This is a genomic window from Niveibacterium terrae (genome assembly GCF_048213115.1).
Lineage (GTDB): Bacteria > Pseudomonadota > Gammaproteobacteria > Burkholderiales > Rhodocyclaceae > Niveibacterium > Niveibacterium terrae.
The window spans coordinates 218392-233868 of record NZ_CP172404.1 but is presented as its reverse complement, the minus strand read 5'-3'; the positions used below and the strand labels follow the sequence as shown (position 1 = coordinate 233868).

Below are 15477 nucleotides of genomic sequence, written 5' to 3'. Positions count from 1 at the left end.
CTGCACCACCTTCATCATCACTTCCTGTTGATCAGAACCGCGTCACTCGCCGCGGATCCGCTTCGCAGCACGCTCCATGCCACCCTTGACCGTTTCGCGGCCCTGGGTGATGTTCTGCAGCGCGGCTTGCATCGACGACCAGAAACGGGTCATCTCGGCGTTGTTCGGCATCGGAGTACCGGCCTGGGCTGCCGCCATCGAACCGGCGATCAGCGGATCGGCCTTGAGCTCGTTGTAGAAAGCCTTGTTGGCCGGCACACCCAGAGGAACGTGCGCGTTCATCGCCTTCAAGCCCTGAACCGTAGTCAGGTAGTTCTCGAGGAAGTCGTTGGCGATTTCCTTGTTCTTGCTCGCGGTGCTGATCATCGCACCGACGACGCCCACCATCGCCCCGCCCTGCTTGCCGTCGACCTTCGGGAAAGGCGCAACACCGAAGGGGATCTTGCTCTTCTTCAGGTTGTTCCAGGCCCAGGGGCCGTTGATCGTCATAGCGACCCGGCCTTCGTTCATGCCGGCTTCAGCTTCGGCGTAGCTCGCGGTCTTCGGCATCGCACCGGCCTTGATCAGCTGCATGATCGTTTCCATGCCGCGGATCGCACCGTGAGAGCCCATCCCGGTGTCCTTGGGATTGTAGGTACCGTCCGGGTTGCGCTTGAACGCATAGGCGCCACCGGCCGAGAACAGACCGTAGGAGTAGTAGATCTCGGTCATCGGCCACATGATCGCGCGCTTGCCCTTGGCGGACAGCTTCTTGTCCAGAGCGATCACATCGTCCCAGGTCGCGGGAGGCGTCGGAACCAGAGCCTTGTTATAGAGCAGAGCGACCGATTCGATCGAGATCGGGTAGCCCCAGGTCTTGCCGGCGACGGTCCAGGCCTTCCAGCCCAGCGGGTCGATACCGGCGACCGTCTTCTTCGAAGGCGTAACCGGAGTGATCAGGCCGGCCGAGATCCAGCTGCCGACGCGGTCGTGCGCCCAGATCCAGATGTCCGGACCCTTACCGGCTGCAGCGGCCTGTTCGAACTTGGCGATCGCATCTTCGGGGTGCTCGACCTTGACAGCGATTCCGGTCTCTTTCGTGAACTTCTGACCGATCTTCGCGACGCCTTCGTAGCCCTTGTCACCGTTGATCCAGATCAGCAGGCTGCCCTTCTCGGCCGCGTGCGACGGCAGGGCCGCCATACCGAGCGCGGCGATGACGCCCACCGTGATGAGGCGCAGCGCCTGACGCCGGGGAGTGAAACTCTTCATCTTTGTCTCCTGGTTTTTTTCCCGAACTCCGCCCGCGAGGTTTCGCGGACGATCCACCCGGGCGGCAAAGCCGCCCAAATTCTTCATCCAAGCCTGGGCAATGCAATCCCGTCCCCATCGAACAGGTGACAGGCTTCGGCCGGAAAATGCAGATGAACCGCATCGTTGAGCGCAACCGCGCTGATCCCGCCCAGACGTACGAGCAAATCCTCGCTCAGGCCCGCGTCGAGGTAGGCGAAAGTCTGATCGCCCAAGCGCTCGACCCAGTGCACACCGCAGGGAAGCGTATTTTCCCCCTCATCGGCGAGAAGCTTCACATGCTCGGGGCGCGAACCCAGAGTCACCGATGCTCCGACCGTCAGCCGCGAACCGTCGACCGCCGCCTGCAGCCTGCGGCCGGAAGCGGTCTTGACCCTGACACCAGAGGCTTCGATGGCTTCTACGGTACCGGCGACGAAGTTCATCTTCGGCGAGCCGATGAAGCCCGCGACGAACAGATTGGCCGGGTTCGCATACAGATCCATCGGGGCGCCGATCTGCGCGACGCTACCGAAGCGCGTGACCGCCTCGCCGGAGTGCAGCAGCACGATCTTGTCGGCCAAAGTCAGCGCTTCGACCTGATCGTGCGTCACATAGATCGTGCTCGCCTTGCCGTATTCACGGTGGATGCGCGCGATCTCGACCCGCATCTGCGTGCGCAGCGCCGCGTCGAGGTTGGAGAGCGGCTCGTCGAACAGGAACACGCCCGGATCGCGGACCAGGGCCCTGCCGATCGCAACCCGCTGCCGCTGGCCGCCGGACAAAGCCCGCGGCAGGCGGGAGAGCAGGCGCTCGATCTGGAGCAGACCGGCGATCCGCTCGACGCGGGACTTGATCTCGGTCTTTTCAAGGCCGGCAAGGCCCAGGCCGAAGGCGATGTTGGTCGCGACATCCATGTGCGGATAGAGCGCGTAGTTCTGGAACACCATCGAGACGTTGCGCTCGGACGGAGCCAGGTCGTTGACCCGCTGCCCGCCGATCGCCATGTCACCGGAAGTGATGTCCTCCAGCCCGGCCACCATGCGCAGCAGAGTGGATTTCCCGCAACCGGAAGGACCGACGAAGACGCAGAACTCGCCGTTGGCGATCTCCAGCGTCACATCGCGCACGACCGGCGGCATGCCGTCGTAGGATTTGCTGACTTTGTTGAGACTGACCCCTGCCACACTGTTCTCCGCTTGTCTTATTTCTGCCCGGCTACTAGCTTGACCGACCGCCACCTCTTCACGGCCAGCCCGTTCAGGGCGGCAGGATGAGAAGCTTCGTGGAGGCGCTGACGCGCTCCTTCTTCGAGGAAGATTTCCAGATCCGGCCGCGCCGCGATGATGCGAAGCTCCAGCTCCGGCCAACGGCCGTCGCGGATGAAGCGGTCCAGACCGATGTACCAGGGTTCGCCGTCGCTGAAATTGTCATCGACCAGCACTCCGTCGGCATAGAGCCGCGCGGCATCGCCAATATAATCGAGGCACGCCAGCAGGCGCCCTTCGAGCTTTGCCCAGGAGGCGGGCGGCGTGAGCCGGATCCGCGTCGCGGCTTCGAACTCTTCATCGTCGGGCGCCAGCGGCGTGGGTTCGGTCCGCCACGAAATCTTTTCGCCAAATCTGACCGCGGGAGGCTCGGCCTGCTCGCTCAGAACCGTCACGGCGACTTCACCGGCAAGGGCCGCTTCAGCTCTGGCGGCGGGAAGGCGGGCCAGGCCCGAGGCCAGGCTTTCCCCATCAAGATCTTGGCCAGGGAAGATGTCCGCGAAGACATCCTCATCGGCCGGAGCGTCGATGAACAGCGAATCACCCTCGGCGTAGAGCGCGTGCTTCGAGATCGCCAGACGCTGACGGCCGCCCAGCGTGATGCGGCTCGCCCGGTCGGCCTCGCTGCGCGAGAGCACGAGCACCCGATGTTCGACTCCGGCGCGGTCGGTGACTCGGATCAGCGCACGTTCAGAATCTTCGGGCAGAGCGACCTGCCACAGATCGCCTTCACGCGTCACGACGCCGCTGTCGCTGACGACGCCGAGCACCGTTTCAGCCGAGAAGGCGAGCTGCCCCCTGACATCGGGAATCGTGAAGCCGACCCAGTGCGTAGCGCCCGCGTCGAGCCAGCGGCTGAGCGGCTGGACCGTCGCCCAGGTGAGGCGGGCCGCGCCGATCGCGGCATTGACCGGCCAGATCGCGTAGGCGCCGCTCTTCACATCAACCGCGGGGAAGGCCACGATGCCTTCGCTCGTCGCAACTTCGATGCGCGCATCGTTGAAATCGGGCAGAGGGTGGTGGCGGACGTGATTGTTCAGAAACACGAAACCGGAAGCTCCGGCGCCGCGCGCAGCGACGCGCAGAGGCTCGCGGGCAGCCGCGTCGAGACTCGCGCCTTCGGCGAGCACCGCTTCCATCGGCGCCAGCTCGGCACCAAAAGCTTCGAGGAAGAGATGTAGCGCACGCAGGCGTCCGTAGGATTCACGAACCTGACCGTACTGGCCCAGCGGAGCGCGAAAATCGTAGCCTAGAACCGCGACGTCGTTCGGGTAGCCGGTTCCCATCGACTCGTTGTAGCGGCGCGGACCGGCGGGGTTTGTGCCACCGTGATACATGTAATAGCCGTACAGCGTCGCCCCGGAGCCGATCTGCACCAGCGTCGTCGCCGCAACGTCGTCGGTGCTGATGACCGGCCGGCGGTGGTAGGAGACGTGCATGCCGCCGCCCGCTTCGGCCAGAAAGAACGGGTAGTGCGCCTTGTCGATCCGGCCGTCGGCGGGCGTGCCGCCGACGTTGCCCATCTCGCCAATCGCGCGGTCGGTGTTGAAGACAAAAACGCCGGAAGGCGGCAGAGCCGTCGAGCTGCCCTGCCAGAATCCATCCGCATAAGCGCCCGAAACCGGCAGAACGTCGCGCAGCGGGATGTCCAGGGTCGGCCAGCCGGTCACCGTGTAGATCGGTACGCACAACCCCGCTTCGATCGCGATCCGCTTGAGCTCGGCGATGTGCTCAGCGCCGCACCCCGGGCCCAGGCGGTCGTATTCGTTTTCGAGCTGAACGCCAACGATCGGGCCGCCGTCGGACCACATCAGTCCTTTGACCTGGGCGCCGATCTGGCGGTAGAACTTCTCGACCTGGGCGAGGTAGGCGGGCGCATTGCAGCGCAGATCCGCACCGATCTTCTCGACCAGCCAGTCCGGGAAACCGCCGTAACGAGACTCGGCGTGAACCCAGGGGCCAGGGCGAAGATAGACATAGAGTCCGGCGGCCGCGGCCAGTTCGACGAAACGGCGCAGATCGCGCGCTCCGCTCCAGTCGTAGCGCCCTTCCTCTTCCTCGTGATGGTTCCAGAACACATAGGACGCGACGATGCTGACGCCGCCGGCGCGCATCTTCGCGAGCTCCGCTTCCCATTCACAGGCCGGATAGCGCGTGTAGTGAAACTCGCCCATCACCGGCAACCAGGGCTGGCCGTCCAGTTCGAGGTAGCGGCTGTTGACGCTCAGCGTCCGTGCCGGGGCTTGGTAGCGGCCCAGCGCGAGAAAATCGCGCTCGACTGAGGACGGGGCTTCGGGGAGGGAGAGTTGGGTTATCTGGGTCACGATTGGTTAAGCGTTTAAATTTTCACGGAGTCTCTGTTTTCACCCCCCTGCACGACAATTAGGGTAAACCCTTATATAAAGACGGATGATGCCTGTATTCGTTCCCTTTTGGAACCCGAAAAACGCTTATGGATAAAGGGCAAACACCCTAGGCCCCGGCGAAACACCTCGTCAGCGCTGACGCTGCGCAGACTTGATCCAGAGCAAGCGAGTTTTCGGCTTTTTCGGCAGCTGATGACAAGCGCTTTGATCCGGGTATCATTCGCTCGATTTAAACGATTAACCTTTTCGGCACAAACGCCTCATGGAGCGATCGAATGAAACTCGGAGTCTGCTACTACCCCGAACAATGGCCCCGGACGAAGTGGGCCGATGACGCCCGCAGGATGGCTGAGCTGGGCATCCGCGTCGTCCGGATCGCCGAGTTCGCGTGGAGCAGAATGGAACCCTCCCCCGGTCGCTATGACTGGGAATGGCTGGACGAAGCGGTGCGCACCCTCGCCGATGCGGGCCTGGAGATCGTGCTCGGCACTCCGACCGCCGCGCCGCCGCGTTGGCTGATTGATCAGCACCCGGACATCCTGCCGGTCGCCGCCGATGGCCAGATCAAGAATTTCGGCTCCCGCCGCCACTATTGTTTTTCGAACGAAGCCTTCTTCGAGGCGAGCCGCCGCATCGTCACCGCGATGGCCGAACGCTACGGCCAGCATCCGGCCGTGATCGCCTGGCAGACCGACAACGAATACGGTTGCCACGACACCATCCTTTCCTACTCCGAGGCCTCCCGCAGGCGCTTCCAGCTCTGGCTCGCGAAACGCTACGAGACGGTGGAGGCGCTGAACCGCGCCTGGGGCAACGTGTTCTGGAGCATGGAGTACTCGGACTTCGCCCAGATCGGCCTGCCCAATTCGCTGCCGACCCTCGCGAACCCGATCCACATGCTGGATTTTCGTCGCTTCTCTTCCGACGAGCTGCGCCGCTACAACTGGATGCAGGTCGAGATCCTGCGCGCGCACTCGCCCGGTCGCGACGTGCTGCACAACTTCATGGGCTTCTTCGGCGAGTTCGATCACCACGAAGTCGCGCGCGATCTCGATGTCGCAAGCTGGGACAACTACCCGCTGGGCGCCACCAACACGGTCCGCTTCATCCCCGAGGCCGACCGGCTGAAATGGATGCGCTCCGGCCACCCCGACATCGCCGCTTTTCACCACGACCTCTACCGCGGCATGTGCAAGGGGCGTTTCTGGATCATGGAACAGGAAGCCGGCCCGGTGAACTGGGCCGAGGCCAACCCCTCGCCGCTGTCCGGGATGGTTCGCACCTGGACCTGGGAAGCTTTCGCGCACGGCGCCGAAGTCGTCTCCTATTTCCGCTGGCGCCAGGTGCCTTATGCCCAGGAGCAGCTGCATTCGGCACTGAACACGCCGGATGACCGGCTGGATCTCGGCGGCGAGGAAGCCGCCCGGGTCGCCGCCGAGATGGCCGGCATCGAGGCCGATCCGGTCGGACAGGCGAAAGTCGCACTGCTCTTCGACTACCGATCAAAATGGATCACCGAGATCCAGCCCAATGGCGCGCACTTCGACTTCTATGGCCAGGTCTTCGGCTACTACAGCGCTTTGCGCCAGCTCGGTTTCGACATCGACATCGTGCCCCCCGACGCGGATCTCACGGGCTATTCGCTGATCGTCGCCCCCTTGCTCAGCATCATCGGTGAAGAGCTCGTCGAGCGCCTCGGGAAGAGCGGCGCGCAGATCGTCTTCGGCCCGCGCTGCGGCGCGAAGACCGAGGACTTCGCCATTCCCGAAGGACTGCCCCCCGGCCCGCTCACCCGTCTCCTGCCGATCCGCGTGACCCGGGTCGAGTCTCTCCCTCCCGAAGCGACGGTTGCGGTGCAGCGCGAAGGCGCCAAGGCAGGTGAGACGAGACTGTGGCGCGATTTCGTCGCCCCCGGCGAAGGCGTCGTTGTCGAGGCGCGCTTCGAGGACTCCCACCCCGCGGTGCTGAGCCGGGGACCGCTGCGCTATTTCGCGGGCAGCTTCGATGCCGAGCTCTTGAAGAGCGAACTCGCGCGCGCGGCCGCCGCCGCAGGCCTCACCGCGACGCCCGTCACTCAGGGACTGCGCCTGCGCCGCCGCGGCCGGTTGCAGTTTGCGATCAACTACGGGCCCGACGCCGTGCGCGTTCCCGCGCCGGCAGGCAGCCGCTTTGCGCTCGGTGGCGAGGAGCTGACTCCAGCCAATGTCGCGGCCTGGTTCCTGCCCGAGAATCGCGACGTGGATTGACCCCCAGGAGATGCCATGAGTGCCTACCGCCCCGCCGAATCGCGCTATGCAACGATTCCCTACCGCCGCTGCGGCCGCAGCGGCCTGAAGCTGCCCGCGATCTCGCTGGGGCTGTGGCACAACTTCGGTGGGGTCGACCGTCTGGAGAACGCCCGCGCCCTCGTGCGCTGCGCCTTCGACCACGGCATCACCCACTTCGACCTGGCCAACAACTACGGCCCCCCGCCCGGGTCAGCCGAAGAGACTTTCGGAGCTCTGCTGCGTTCCGATCTGGCGCCGTGGCGCGACGAGCTGGTCGTCTCGACCAAGGCCGGTTACACGATGTGGCCAGGCCCTTACGGGGACTGGGGTTCGCGCAAATATCTGTTCGCGAGCCTGGACCAGAGCCTGAAGCGGCTCGGTCTCGATTACGTCGACATCTTCTACCACCACCGCCCCGACCCCGAGACCCCGCTCGAAGAGACGATGGGCGCGCTCGCCGACATCGTGCGCAGCGGTCGCGCGCTCTATGTTGGCTTGTCCAACTATCCGCCCGAGCTGACCCGGCGGGCCGCCGCGCTGCTGCGCGATCTGGGCACCCCCTGCCTGATCCACCAGCCGCGCTACAACCTGTTCGAGCGCACGCCCGAACAGGGTCTGTTCGCGGCACTCGGCAAGGAGGGAATCGGCGCCATCGCGTTCTCGCCGCTCGCCCAGGGCGTTCTGACCAACCGGTATCTGGACGGGATTCCCGCCGATTCGCGCGCGGCGCGCGCTCACTTCCTGCGCCCCGAGCAGTTGAGCGCGGAGAAGATGCAGACCGTGCGCGCCCTCGACGCGTTCGCGAAAGGGCGCGGCCAGAGCCTCGCCACCCTCGCCCTCGCCTGGGTCCTGCGCCAGAGCGCGATCACGTCGGTGCTGATCGGCGCAAGCCGCGAGGAGCAGATTCTCGACGCGATCGCCGCAGCCAATTCGGAACCGCTGAGTCAAGATGAACTTACGGCGATCGAGGCACTGCTGCGCAAGTCCTGAACAGTTTTTTCCGCCACCCCCTGATACGATCGCTCCACTATGTCTACGCTTGTCGAAGTCGGCCGTCTTGCCGGTGTCACGCCGGCCACGGTATCCAATGTGCTGCGCGGCCGCGGTCGCGTCAGCGAGAGCACGCGCGAGCGCGTTCTCGCTGCGGTTCAGCAATTGGGTTACCGGCCCAATCTGAACGCGCGCGCGCTGGTCAAGGGCCGACCGCAGACGATCGCGCTGATCGTCTCCAGCATCGCGAACCCTTTCTATCCGGAATTCGCGCTCGCGGTCGAACAGGCGGTGCGCAAGCACGACTACTTCCTGCTGATGTGCAACACCAACAACGACCCGGCGCAGGAGACCGCTTATCTCGACGCGGTCGGCGGCTCGCTGGCCCAGGGCGTGCTGGTCATGAACGCCGATTTTCTCCGTGTCGACGAGCTGATCGAGCTGCGCCGCCGCAACATGCCGGTCGTGCTGTGCATGTGGGAAAAGCCCGACCTTCAACCTGAGCTTCCCTGCGTCGCCGTCGATTTCTATCAGGCCGGCGTGATCGCCGCCGAACACCTGATCAAGCTGGGCCATCAGCGCATCGGTGCGGTCGTCGGCAGCGAACCGACCGGCAACCATCAGTGGCGCTACAAGGGCTTCTGCGACACGCTGGCGCGCGCGGAAATCGCCCACCCGCCCGAAGACGTCCGTTTCACGAACGACACGATAGACGCCGGGCGCAACGCGGCCCACGGCCTGCTCGCCGCGGTTCCCGATCTGACCGCGATCTTCGTCTCCAATGACCTGCCCGCGCTGGGCGTGCTGCAGGCCGCCGCCGACCTGGGACTCGAAGTGCCGGCCGACCTGTCGGTGATCGGCATCACCGACATCCAGTTCGCGCATCAGGTCAGGCCGGCACTGACCACGGTCTCTGTACCGATCGATGAAGCCGGCGAACTTGCCGTGCAGCTGATGATGGAAGTGATCGCTGACGGCGAGAAGCAGGTTCCGCGCATGCTCGTCACCTCGACGCCCCAACTGGTCGTCCGCGCCTCGACCGGGCGCGTGCGACGCAGCCGCGACTGAACGGTCAAACCCCTCCCCTGGGCAAACCCGGGGAGGGCGTCTTTCCTCAATACGGATCGAGCGCTTCGGTGAACTGCCCGGAGTTGTTCAGCGCCCCCAGCGTATAGCCGCCATTCCAGCTTGGCCAGGCTTCCGGCTCCCAATAGAAGACTCCGAGACCGTTGTCGCCGAGTGCGGCGACTCGGGTCATCACGTCGGCCATCAAAGCCTTCGCCGTCGCACCCTGCTGCCAATCCATCCCGATCTCGGCGATCACGACCGGCTTGCCGTAGCGCGAGACCACGTCGGCCATGTTGGTCGAGAGCTTCGCCGTGTAAGTCTGCCAGTCGCTCGTTCCCGGATACAGCGACATGCCGGTCACGTCCCAGTTGCCCCCGGCCGCCTTGAGCGCATCGAAGAACCAGCGGAAAACAGCGTTGTCCTGGCCGTTGGCGAGATGGAGCACGACTTTCGCATCCGGATAGACGGCCTTGCTCGCCGCGTAGCCGCTGTTGACGAGACCGGCCATCTGGTCGAAGTTCGTGTATTTGCCTTCGGGCCAGAGCATGCCGCTGTTGATCTCGTTGCCGACCTGCACCCATTCGACGGTGAGGCCTGCGCTCTTCAAGGTGTTCAGCACATCGTAAGTGTGCGCATAGACATCATCCTTGAGCTGACTAAGACTGTGGCCTTCCCAGGCCGCCGGCTTGGTCTGATGTGCGGGATCCGCCCAGGTGTCGCTGTAGTGGAAGTCGATCATCAGCCTCATGCCCTGAGCCGCAGCACGCCTGGCCTTGGCCAAAACGTCCGCTTTGCCGTTCCAGCCGCCGACCGGATCGACCCAGACGCGCAGCCGGATCGCATTCGTTCCCAGGTTCTTCAGCAGCACGAAGGGATCGGTCGCGACCCCCGTGCTTGAGCTGAAGACCTTTCCTGCCGCCTCCTCCTCGCTCACCCAACTGACATCGGCGCCTTTCGCAAACGTGCTCGGCACGCTCACCTCGCTCCCCGACGCCCCCGCGGAAGCGCTGCCACCGCCCGAATCGCCTCCTCCTCCGCCGCAGGCGCTCAGCGCCAGCAACAGACCACAGACCAGACAAGCCTTCTTCATTTTCATCGTCTCCTCTGTTTCGGCCGCGGCAGAGCCGCAAAGCCTGTGATGTCTTACTGAGTATGTATAACGTTAAACCAAAACTCGTTTCAGCGGACAAGTCGCGCAAAACGCAAGTACATGCTTGTTTTGGCAGGTTTATCCTGCGTCAAACACGCAACAAATGCCCCCCGGAATGCTTGACTGTGGCGAAATGGATGGCAAACTACGAATATTGAATGAAACGTTTAACCAGATTAGACGCATGACGCCCAACAAACGGCTTCCTCCTCTGAACGGCCTGCGCGTCTTCGAAGTCGCGGCCCGGCACATGAGCTTCACGCGCGCCGCGGCGGAGCTGTGCGTAACCAATGCTGCGGTCAGTCATCAGGTCAAGCAGCTCGAGGAGTTTCTCGGGCTCAAGCTCTTCGACCGGCGCAACAATCAGCTGCTGCTGACCAGCGCCGGCGAGAACTATCTGCCCCGGATACGCGAAGCCTTCCGCTCGGTTCAGCAAGCCACCGAGCTTCTGCTCGACGATTCAACCCGGCCGCTGCGCATCGGCGTTCCGGCCAGTCTGGGCAGCAAGTGGCTGATTCCCCGCCTCTACCGTTTCCTCAATGCCAATCCCGAACTGCGCGTCGAAGTCGTCACCGACCCCGAACAGCAGAGAGTCGACGCTCTGGATCTGTTGATCGCCGAGCGGCGCCACGCCGAAGCCGGCGTGCAATCGGAACGCTTCGCGACGACTCGCTTCTTCCCGGTCTGCAGCCCGATCCTGAAAGAGACCCTGAACCGGCCGACCGACCTGCTCGCCCATACCCTTCTGCACGAACGCGGTCAGCGCCTTGCGCACCAACCCGACTGGCGACAGTGGTTCGACGAAGTGGGGCTGGACGGCGAAGCTTCAGCCCGAGGCCTGGGCTTAGGCGATGCGCTGATGTCGCTTCAGGCCGCGATCGACGGCCAGGGAGTCGCGCTGGGCCAGGACATCCTGGTCGAATACGACGTCGCGGCCGGCCGCCTGATCCGGCCCTTCGACGTCGACACTTCGCTTCGCCTGTCCTATTACCTCGTCTATCGCGACGACGCCGCCTGCCGCGACGGTTTCCCGCCGCTGCGCGACTGGCTGATCAGCGAGGCCGAGCACGGCCACTACTGAGGCCAGATCACTCCTGATTCAGATAGATCTGCGCCAGAAAATCATCGGGATCCGCAACCGGGCCCGCGCCACGGGCTGCCGCCTGAACTCCATCCCTGATACCCAGTTGTTCGACCAGCTCCTGAGGCAGACCGCTGGCGTTGAGCACTTCTTCTGCGAATTGACCGAATTCGTCGAACATTTTCTTGTTCCCTGTTTCCATGATCGTCGCCCCCCCCATGGAACCCGCCCCTCTTCCAGCCGTCCCCGCAACCGGACAGGACATCGTTTCCTGAGCGCATAATCGTGTAGCCGACCGCCGCGATTCAAACTTTGCAGCGTCCACGACAAGCATCTTCGCGATCGCCAAGAACAGCCGCAAGCGCCCTCTGCGACAGGACTTTTTCGCTGTCGCGTATTCACAACATAGGCATATGAGCCCAGGCTTTCCGATACCATTTGCAAATTATTTGCACCGTCCGGAGCGGAGCTGATGCTCAAGTGGCTCCTGGTCTCTCTGGTCGTCTCGATCGTCGCCAGCAGCCCGGCGCTGCGCCGGCGCTTTCCGAACGGCTTTCCGGGCGACCTGAGGATACGGATAGGCCGCCGCGAGATCCGGATCGCACTGGGCCTGAGCTTGCTGCTCACCGCTCTCGCGGCTATGCTGCTGCGCCGCCTGTAAGCTCCAGGCTTTACCCCGGAAAATCCATGACCCGCCCCCGCAACGACACTCTGCTGCGTGCGCTGCGCCGCGAGCCGACCGAATACACGCCACTGTGGCTGATGCGTCAGGCCGGCCGTTATCTGCCCGAATACTGCGCGACCCGAAGCCGCGCCGGCAGCTTCCTCACGCTGTGCAAGAATCCGGCCTTGGCCTGCGAGGTAACCCTTCAGCCGCTGGAGCGTTTCCCGCTCGACGCCGCGATCCTGTTCTCGGACATCCTGACCGTGCCCGATGCAATGGGACTGGGCCTTTACTTCACCGACGGCGAAGGCCCTCGCTTCGAACGACCTCTGCGCGACGAGGCGGCGATCCGCGCGCTCACCGCCCCCGATCCCGACGGCCCTCTGCGCTATGTGCTCGATGCCGTCGCCGAAATCCGTCGGGCGCTCTCCGGTTCGGTTCCGCTGATCGGCTTCTCGGGAAGCCCCTTCACGCTGGCCTGCTATATGGTCGAAGGCGGCGGCTCGCCGGATTTCCGCCATCTGAAGACGATGATGTTCGCGCGCCCCGACCTGCTGCATCGCATCCTCGAGGTCACCGCCGATGCGGTCAGCGCCTATCTGAACGCGCAGATCTCGGCCGGAGCCCAGGTCGTGCAGATCTTCGATACCTGGGGCGGCATGCTGAGCCCCCACGCCTACCGCGAGTTCTCGCTCGCCTACATGAGCCGCGTGATCGCCGCGCTGCGCCGCGAGCAGGACGGTGAGCGCGTGCCGGTGATCGTGTTCACGAAGGGCGGCGGCCAGTGGCTCGAAGAGATCGCGCTCTGCGGCGCCGACGCGGTGGGCCTGGACTGGATGACCGATATCGCCGACGCACGACGGCGGGTCGGCGACAGGGTCGCGCTGCAGGGCAATCTGGATCCGTCGGCGCTGTTCGGCAGCGAGGACGCGATCGTCCGCGAAGCGAACCGGGTTCTCGACGCTTTCGGCCCTCACCCCGGCCATGTCTTCAACCTGGGCCACGGGATCTCCCGCCACAGCGAACCCGAGAAGGTCAAAATCCTCGTCGACGCGGTGCACCGGCACCGTCACGCACTCTAGGCTTCCGGAGGCGTCTCGGAGGACTTCAGGCGGACGATCCGGACGACTTCGGGGAGCCTGCGCACGCTGCGCATGACCCGCGCGAGGTGCTGGCGGTCGGTGACCTGGATCGTGAAGTAGATCTGGGTATGAGTGACGTGTTCGCCGTCCATGCTGACGTGCTGGATTCCGGCGTGTTCCTCGGAGATCGCACTGGCCACCTTGGCCAGCATCCCCCTCTTATGCTCGGCGATGACCCGGATCGCGACCTCGAACATTCGTTCGCTGTCGGTATCCCATTCGACATCGACCCAGCGCTCGCGGTCGCTGCGGTTGCGCGACAGGCTGGGGCAGTCGTTCATATGCACTTCCATGCCCTGGCCCTTGCGCAGCAGGCCGACGATCGGATCGCCGGGAATGGGACGGCAGCAGTGGGCGAGCTGGACGGCCATGCCTTCGCTGCCGCGGATCAGGATCGCACCGGTCGGCCGCGGCTTCAGCACGTCTCCGTCCAGGCCTTCGATTCCAGCCGCTTCGAACAGGCAAAGGAGACGCTTCGCGACGATCGCCGGCAGCCTCTTGCCCAGCCCCAGGTCGGTGAACACTTCAGCGCGTTCGCGAGCGCCGACCTCGCGCAGCAGCTTGTCCCAGACCGTCTTCGGAACGACGTTCAGTGTGATACCGTGCGCGCGGACCGCCTGCGAGAGCAGGCGCTCGCCGAGCGCGACCGACTCTTCGAGCTGGGTCGTCTTCAGGAAGTGGCGGATCTGGGCGCGCGCCTTGCCGGTCCGCACATAGGAGAGCCACGCCGGATTCGGATTCGCGTGCGCGGCGGTGACGACCTCGACCTGATCGCCGTTCTTGAGTTCGGTGCGCAGCGGCATCACGTCGCCGTTGATCCGGCACGCGACACAGCGATCGCCGATGTCAGTGTGGATCGCATACGCGAAATCGACGACGGTCGCCCCTTTGGGCAGGTTGAAGATCTTGCCCTTGGGGCTGAACACGAAGACTTCGCCGGGGAAGAGGTCGATCTTGACGTGCTCGAGGAATTCGGTCGAATCGCCCGACGTCGACTGCAGTTCGAGCAGCGACTGCAACCAGTTGTGGGTGCGCTGCTGGATGTCCGACAGCCGCTCTTCCTGATCCTTGTACAGCCAGTGCGACGCGACTCCGCTCTCGGCAACGTGATGCATGCTGTCGGTGCGGATCTGCACTTCGATCGGCGTGCCGTAAGGCCCGATCAGCGTCGAGTGCAGCGACTGATAGCCGTTCGCCTTGGGGATCGCGATGTAGTCCTTGAACTTGCCCGGAACCGGCTTGTAGAGCTCGTGCAAGGCCCCCAACGCGAGATAGCAGCAGGGGATGTCGTGGACGACGATGCGAAAGCCGAAGATGTCGAGCACCTGGGAGAAGGACAGCTGCTTGTCGACCATCTTGCGGTAGATCGCATAGACCTGCTTCTCGCGCCCCCATACCTCGGCCTCGATGTGCCACAGCGGCAGCCTCTCCTGAATCGCTGCCATCAGCCGGCTGACCATCTCGCGGCGATTGCCCCGCGCGGCGCGCACGGCCTTCAGCAGCACCCGGTAGCGCATCGGATACAGGAAGCGGAAGGAGAGCTCTTCGAGCTCCCGGTAGAGGCTGTTGAGCCCCAGCCGGTTCGCGATCGGCGCGTAGATCTCCAGTGTCTCGCGGGCGATGCGGCGCTGCTTGGCCGGGCGCATCGCGCCCAGAGTGCGCATATTGTGCAGACGGTCGGCCAGCTTGATCAGGATCACCCGCACGTCGCGAGCCATCGCCAGGAACATCTTGCGGAAGTTCTCGGCCTGGGCCTCTTCCTGGCTCCTCGCCTCGATCTTGTCGAGCTTGGAGACGCCATCGACCAGTTCGGCGGCGATCCGCCCGAACTGGTCGGCGATCGCCTGCTTGCTGACCTCGGTGTCTTCCATCACGTCGTGGAGGAGCGCCGCGACCAGCGCCTGAGCATCCATGTGCCACTCGGCAAGCGCTTCGGCGACCGCGACCGGGTGCGAGATGTAGGGCTCTCCGCTGATCCGGTACTGGCCGGAATGGGCGCGCGCGGAAAACACCGCAGCACGCTCGATCAGTGCCATGTCTTCGGCGGAAAGATAGGCGCTGGCGCGCTCGCGCAGTACTGAAAGATCTATGCCTTCAAAAGGATCTGCATCCGGATCGCGGCGCAGAGGTCCGGAGGGGGGCTGGGCCTGGCCAGAGGGGGGAACCGGCGCAGCTTCCATCGACAGACCTCGCTCAACGGCCGGCCGGGGCA

General features: G+C 64.4%; 12 protein-coding genes. 6 read left to right on the top strand and 6 right to left on the bottom strand.

Annotation, left to right across the window (positions count from 1 at the left end; genetic code table 11):
• Nucleotides 1-42: 42 nt before the first annotated feature.
• The 3 genes from malE to ACHFB9_RS01020 form a co-directional block, all read right to left on the bottom strand.
• Nucleotides 43-1251 (bottom strand): maltose/maltodextrin ABC transporter substrate-binding protein MalE, encoded by a 1209-nt coding sequence (gene malE / locus ACHFB9_RS01030; RefSeq protein WP_417069120.1) that lies wholly within the window; start codon nucleotides 1249-1251, stop codon nucleotides 43-45.
• Nucleotides 1252-1334: 83 nt separating this feature from the next.
• On the bottom strand, nucleotides 1335-2456 hold the full coding sequence (locus ACHFB9_RS01025; RefSeq protein ID WP_417069119.1) for an ABC transporter ATP-binding protein: 1122 nt from the start codon (nucleotides 2454-2456) through the stop codon (nucleotides 1335-1337).
• Between the two features lie 17 nt (nucleotides 2457-2473).
• Nucleotides 2474-4861 (bottom strand): beta-galactosidase, encoded by a 2388-nt coding sequence (locus tag ACHFB9_RS01020; RefSeq protein ID WP_417069118.1) that lies wholly within the window; start codon nucleotides 4859-4861, stop codon nucleotides 2474-2476.
• 317 nt (nucleotides 4862-5178) lie between these two features.
• On the opposite strand from ACHFB9_RS01020, the gene ACHFB9_RS01015 reads away from it, so the two are divergent.
• From ACHFB9_RS01015 to ACHFB9_RS01005, 3 genes are read left to right on the top strand one after another with little or no spacing between them, the layout of a single operon-like run.
• A complete protein-coding gene (locus tag ACHFB9_RS01015) occupies nucleotides 5179-7149 on the top strand; it encodes a beta-galactosidase (RefSeq protein WP_417069117.1) in 1971 nt (656 codons plus the stop codon).
• A 15-nt stretch (nucleotides 7150-7164) separates the two neighbouring features.
• Nucleotides 7165-8160 carry an aldo/keto reductase gene (locus tag ACHFB9_RS01010; RefSeq protein WP_417069116.1) on the top strand — a complete coding sequence of 332 codons (996 nt, stop codon included), beginning with the start codon at nucleotides 7165-7167 and terminating at the stop codon, nucleotides 8158-8160.
• 39 nt (nucleotides 8161-8199) lie between these two features.
• Nucleotides 8200-9228, top strand: a complete 1029-nt coding sequence (locus ACHFB9_RS01005) for a LacI family DNA-binding transcriptional regulator (protein ID WP_417069115.1) — start codon at nucleotides 8200-8202, stop codon at nucleotides 9226-9228.
• A gap of 46 nt (nucleotides 9229-9274) precedes the next feature.
• On the opposite strand, the gene ACHFB9_RS01000 is transcribed toward ACHFB9_RS01005, so the two are convergent.
• The gene (locus tag ACHFB9_RS01000) at nucleotides 9275-10318 is read right to left on the bottom strand and encodes a glycoside hydrolase family 53 protein (RefSeq protein ID WP_417069114.1); all 1044 of its coding nucleotides are present in this window, start codon (nucleotides 10316-10318) and stop codon (nucleotides 9275-9277) included.
• A gap of 244 nt (nucleotides 10319-10562) precedes the next feature.
• Here ACHFB9_RS01000 and gcvA point away from each other — a divergent pair, with 244 nt between their 5' ends.
• The gene (gene gcvA, locus ACHFB9_RS00995) at nucleotides 10563-11459 is read left to right on the top strand and encodes a transcriptional regulator GcvA (RefSeq protein WP_417069113.1); all 897 of its coding nucleotides are present in this window, start codon (nucleotides 10563-10565) and stop codon (nucleotides 11457-11459) included.
• 7 nt (nucleotides 11460-11466) lie between these two features.
• Here gcvA and ACHFB9_RS00990 read toward each other — a convergent pair whose 3' ends face one another.
• A complete protein-coding gene (locus ACHFB9_RS00990; protein ID WP_417069112.1) occupies nucleotides 11467-11640 on the bottom strand; it encodes a hypothetical protein in 174 nt (57 codons plus the stop codon).
• Nucleotides 11641-11931: 291 nt separating this feature from the next.
• On the opposite strand from ACHFB9_RS00990, the gene ACHFB9_RS00985 reads away from it, so the two are divergent.
• Together ACHFB9_RS00985 and hemE are read left to right on the top strand one after the other, a co-directional pair.
• Complete coding sequence (locus ACHFB9_RS00985) at nucleotides 11932-12120, top strand: DUF2905 domain-containing protein (protein WP_417069111.1); 189 nt, start codon at nucleotides 11932-11934, stop codon at nucleotides 12118-12120.
• Nucleotides 12121-12146: 26 nt separating this feature from the next.
• On the top strand, nucleotides 12147-13205 hold the full coding sequence (gene hemE / locus ACHFB9_RS00980; RefSeq protein WP_417069110.1) for a uroporphyrinogen decarboxylase: 1059 nt from the start codon (nucleotides 12147-12149) through the stop codon (nucleotides 13203-13205).
• On the opposite strand, the gene ACHFB9_RS00975 is transcribed toward hemE, so the two are convergent.
• The gene (locus ACHFB9_RS00975; protein WP_417069109.1) at nucleotides 13202-15445 is read right to left on the bottom strand and encodes a RelA/SpoT family protein; all 2244 of its coding nucleotides are present in this window, start codon (nucleotides 15443-15445) and stop codon (nucleotides 13202-13204) included. The two genes, hemE and ACHFB9_RS00975, sit on opposite strands and share 4 nt — an antisense overlap.
• Between the last annotated feature and the right edge of the window lie 32 nt (nucleotides 15446-15477).

What these genes read in the sequence shown, in the direction of transcription:
- malE (WP_417069120.1), bottom strand. Translation starts at nt 1,251, where the DNA reads ATGAAGAGTTTCACTCCCCGGCGTCAGGCGCTGCGCCTCATCACGGTG.
- ACHFB9_RS01015 (WP_417069117.1), top strand. Translation starts at nt 5,179, where the DNA reads ATGAAACTCGGAGTCTGCTACTACCCCGAACAATGGCCCCGGACGAAG.
- ACHFB9_RS01010 (WP_417069116.1), top strand. Translation starts at nt 7,165, where the DNA reads ATGAGTGCCTACCGCCCCGCCGAATCGCGCTATGCAACGATTCCCTAC.
- ACHFB9_RS01005 (WP_417069115.1), top strand. Translation starts at nt 8,200, where the DNA reads ATGTCTACGCTTGTCGAAGTCGGCCGTCTTGCCGGTGTCACGCCGGCC.
- ACHFB9_RS01000 (WP_417069114.1), bottom strand. Translation starts at nt 10,318, where the DNA reads ATGAAGAAGGCTTGTCTGGTCTGTGGTCTGTTGCTGGCGCTGAGCGCC.
- gcvA (WP_417069113.1), top strand. Translation starts at nt 10,563, where the DNA reads ATGACGCCCAACAAACGGCTTCCTCCTCTGAACGGCCTGCGCGTCTTC.
- ACHFB9_RS00990 (WP_417069112.1), bottom strand. Translation starts at nt 11,640, where the DNA reads ATGTTCGACGAATTCGGTCAATTCGCAGAAGAAGTGCTCAACGCCAGC.
- ACHFB9_RS00985 (WP_417069111.1), top strand. Translation starts at nt 11,932, where the DNA reads ATGCTCAAGTGGCTCCTGGTCTCTCTGGTCGTCTCGATCGTCGCCAGC.
- hemE (WP_417069110.1), top strand. Translation starts at nt 12,147, where the DNA reads ATGACCCGCCCCCGCAACGACACTCTGCTGCGTGCGCTGCGCCGCGAG.
- ACHFB9_RS00975 (WP_417069109.1), bottom strand. Translation starts at nt 15,445, where the DNA reads ATGGAAGCTGCGCCGGTTCCCCCCTCTGGCCAGGCCCAGCCCCCCTCC.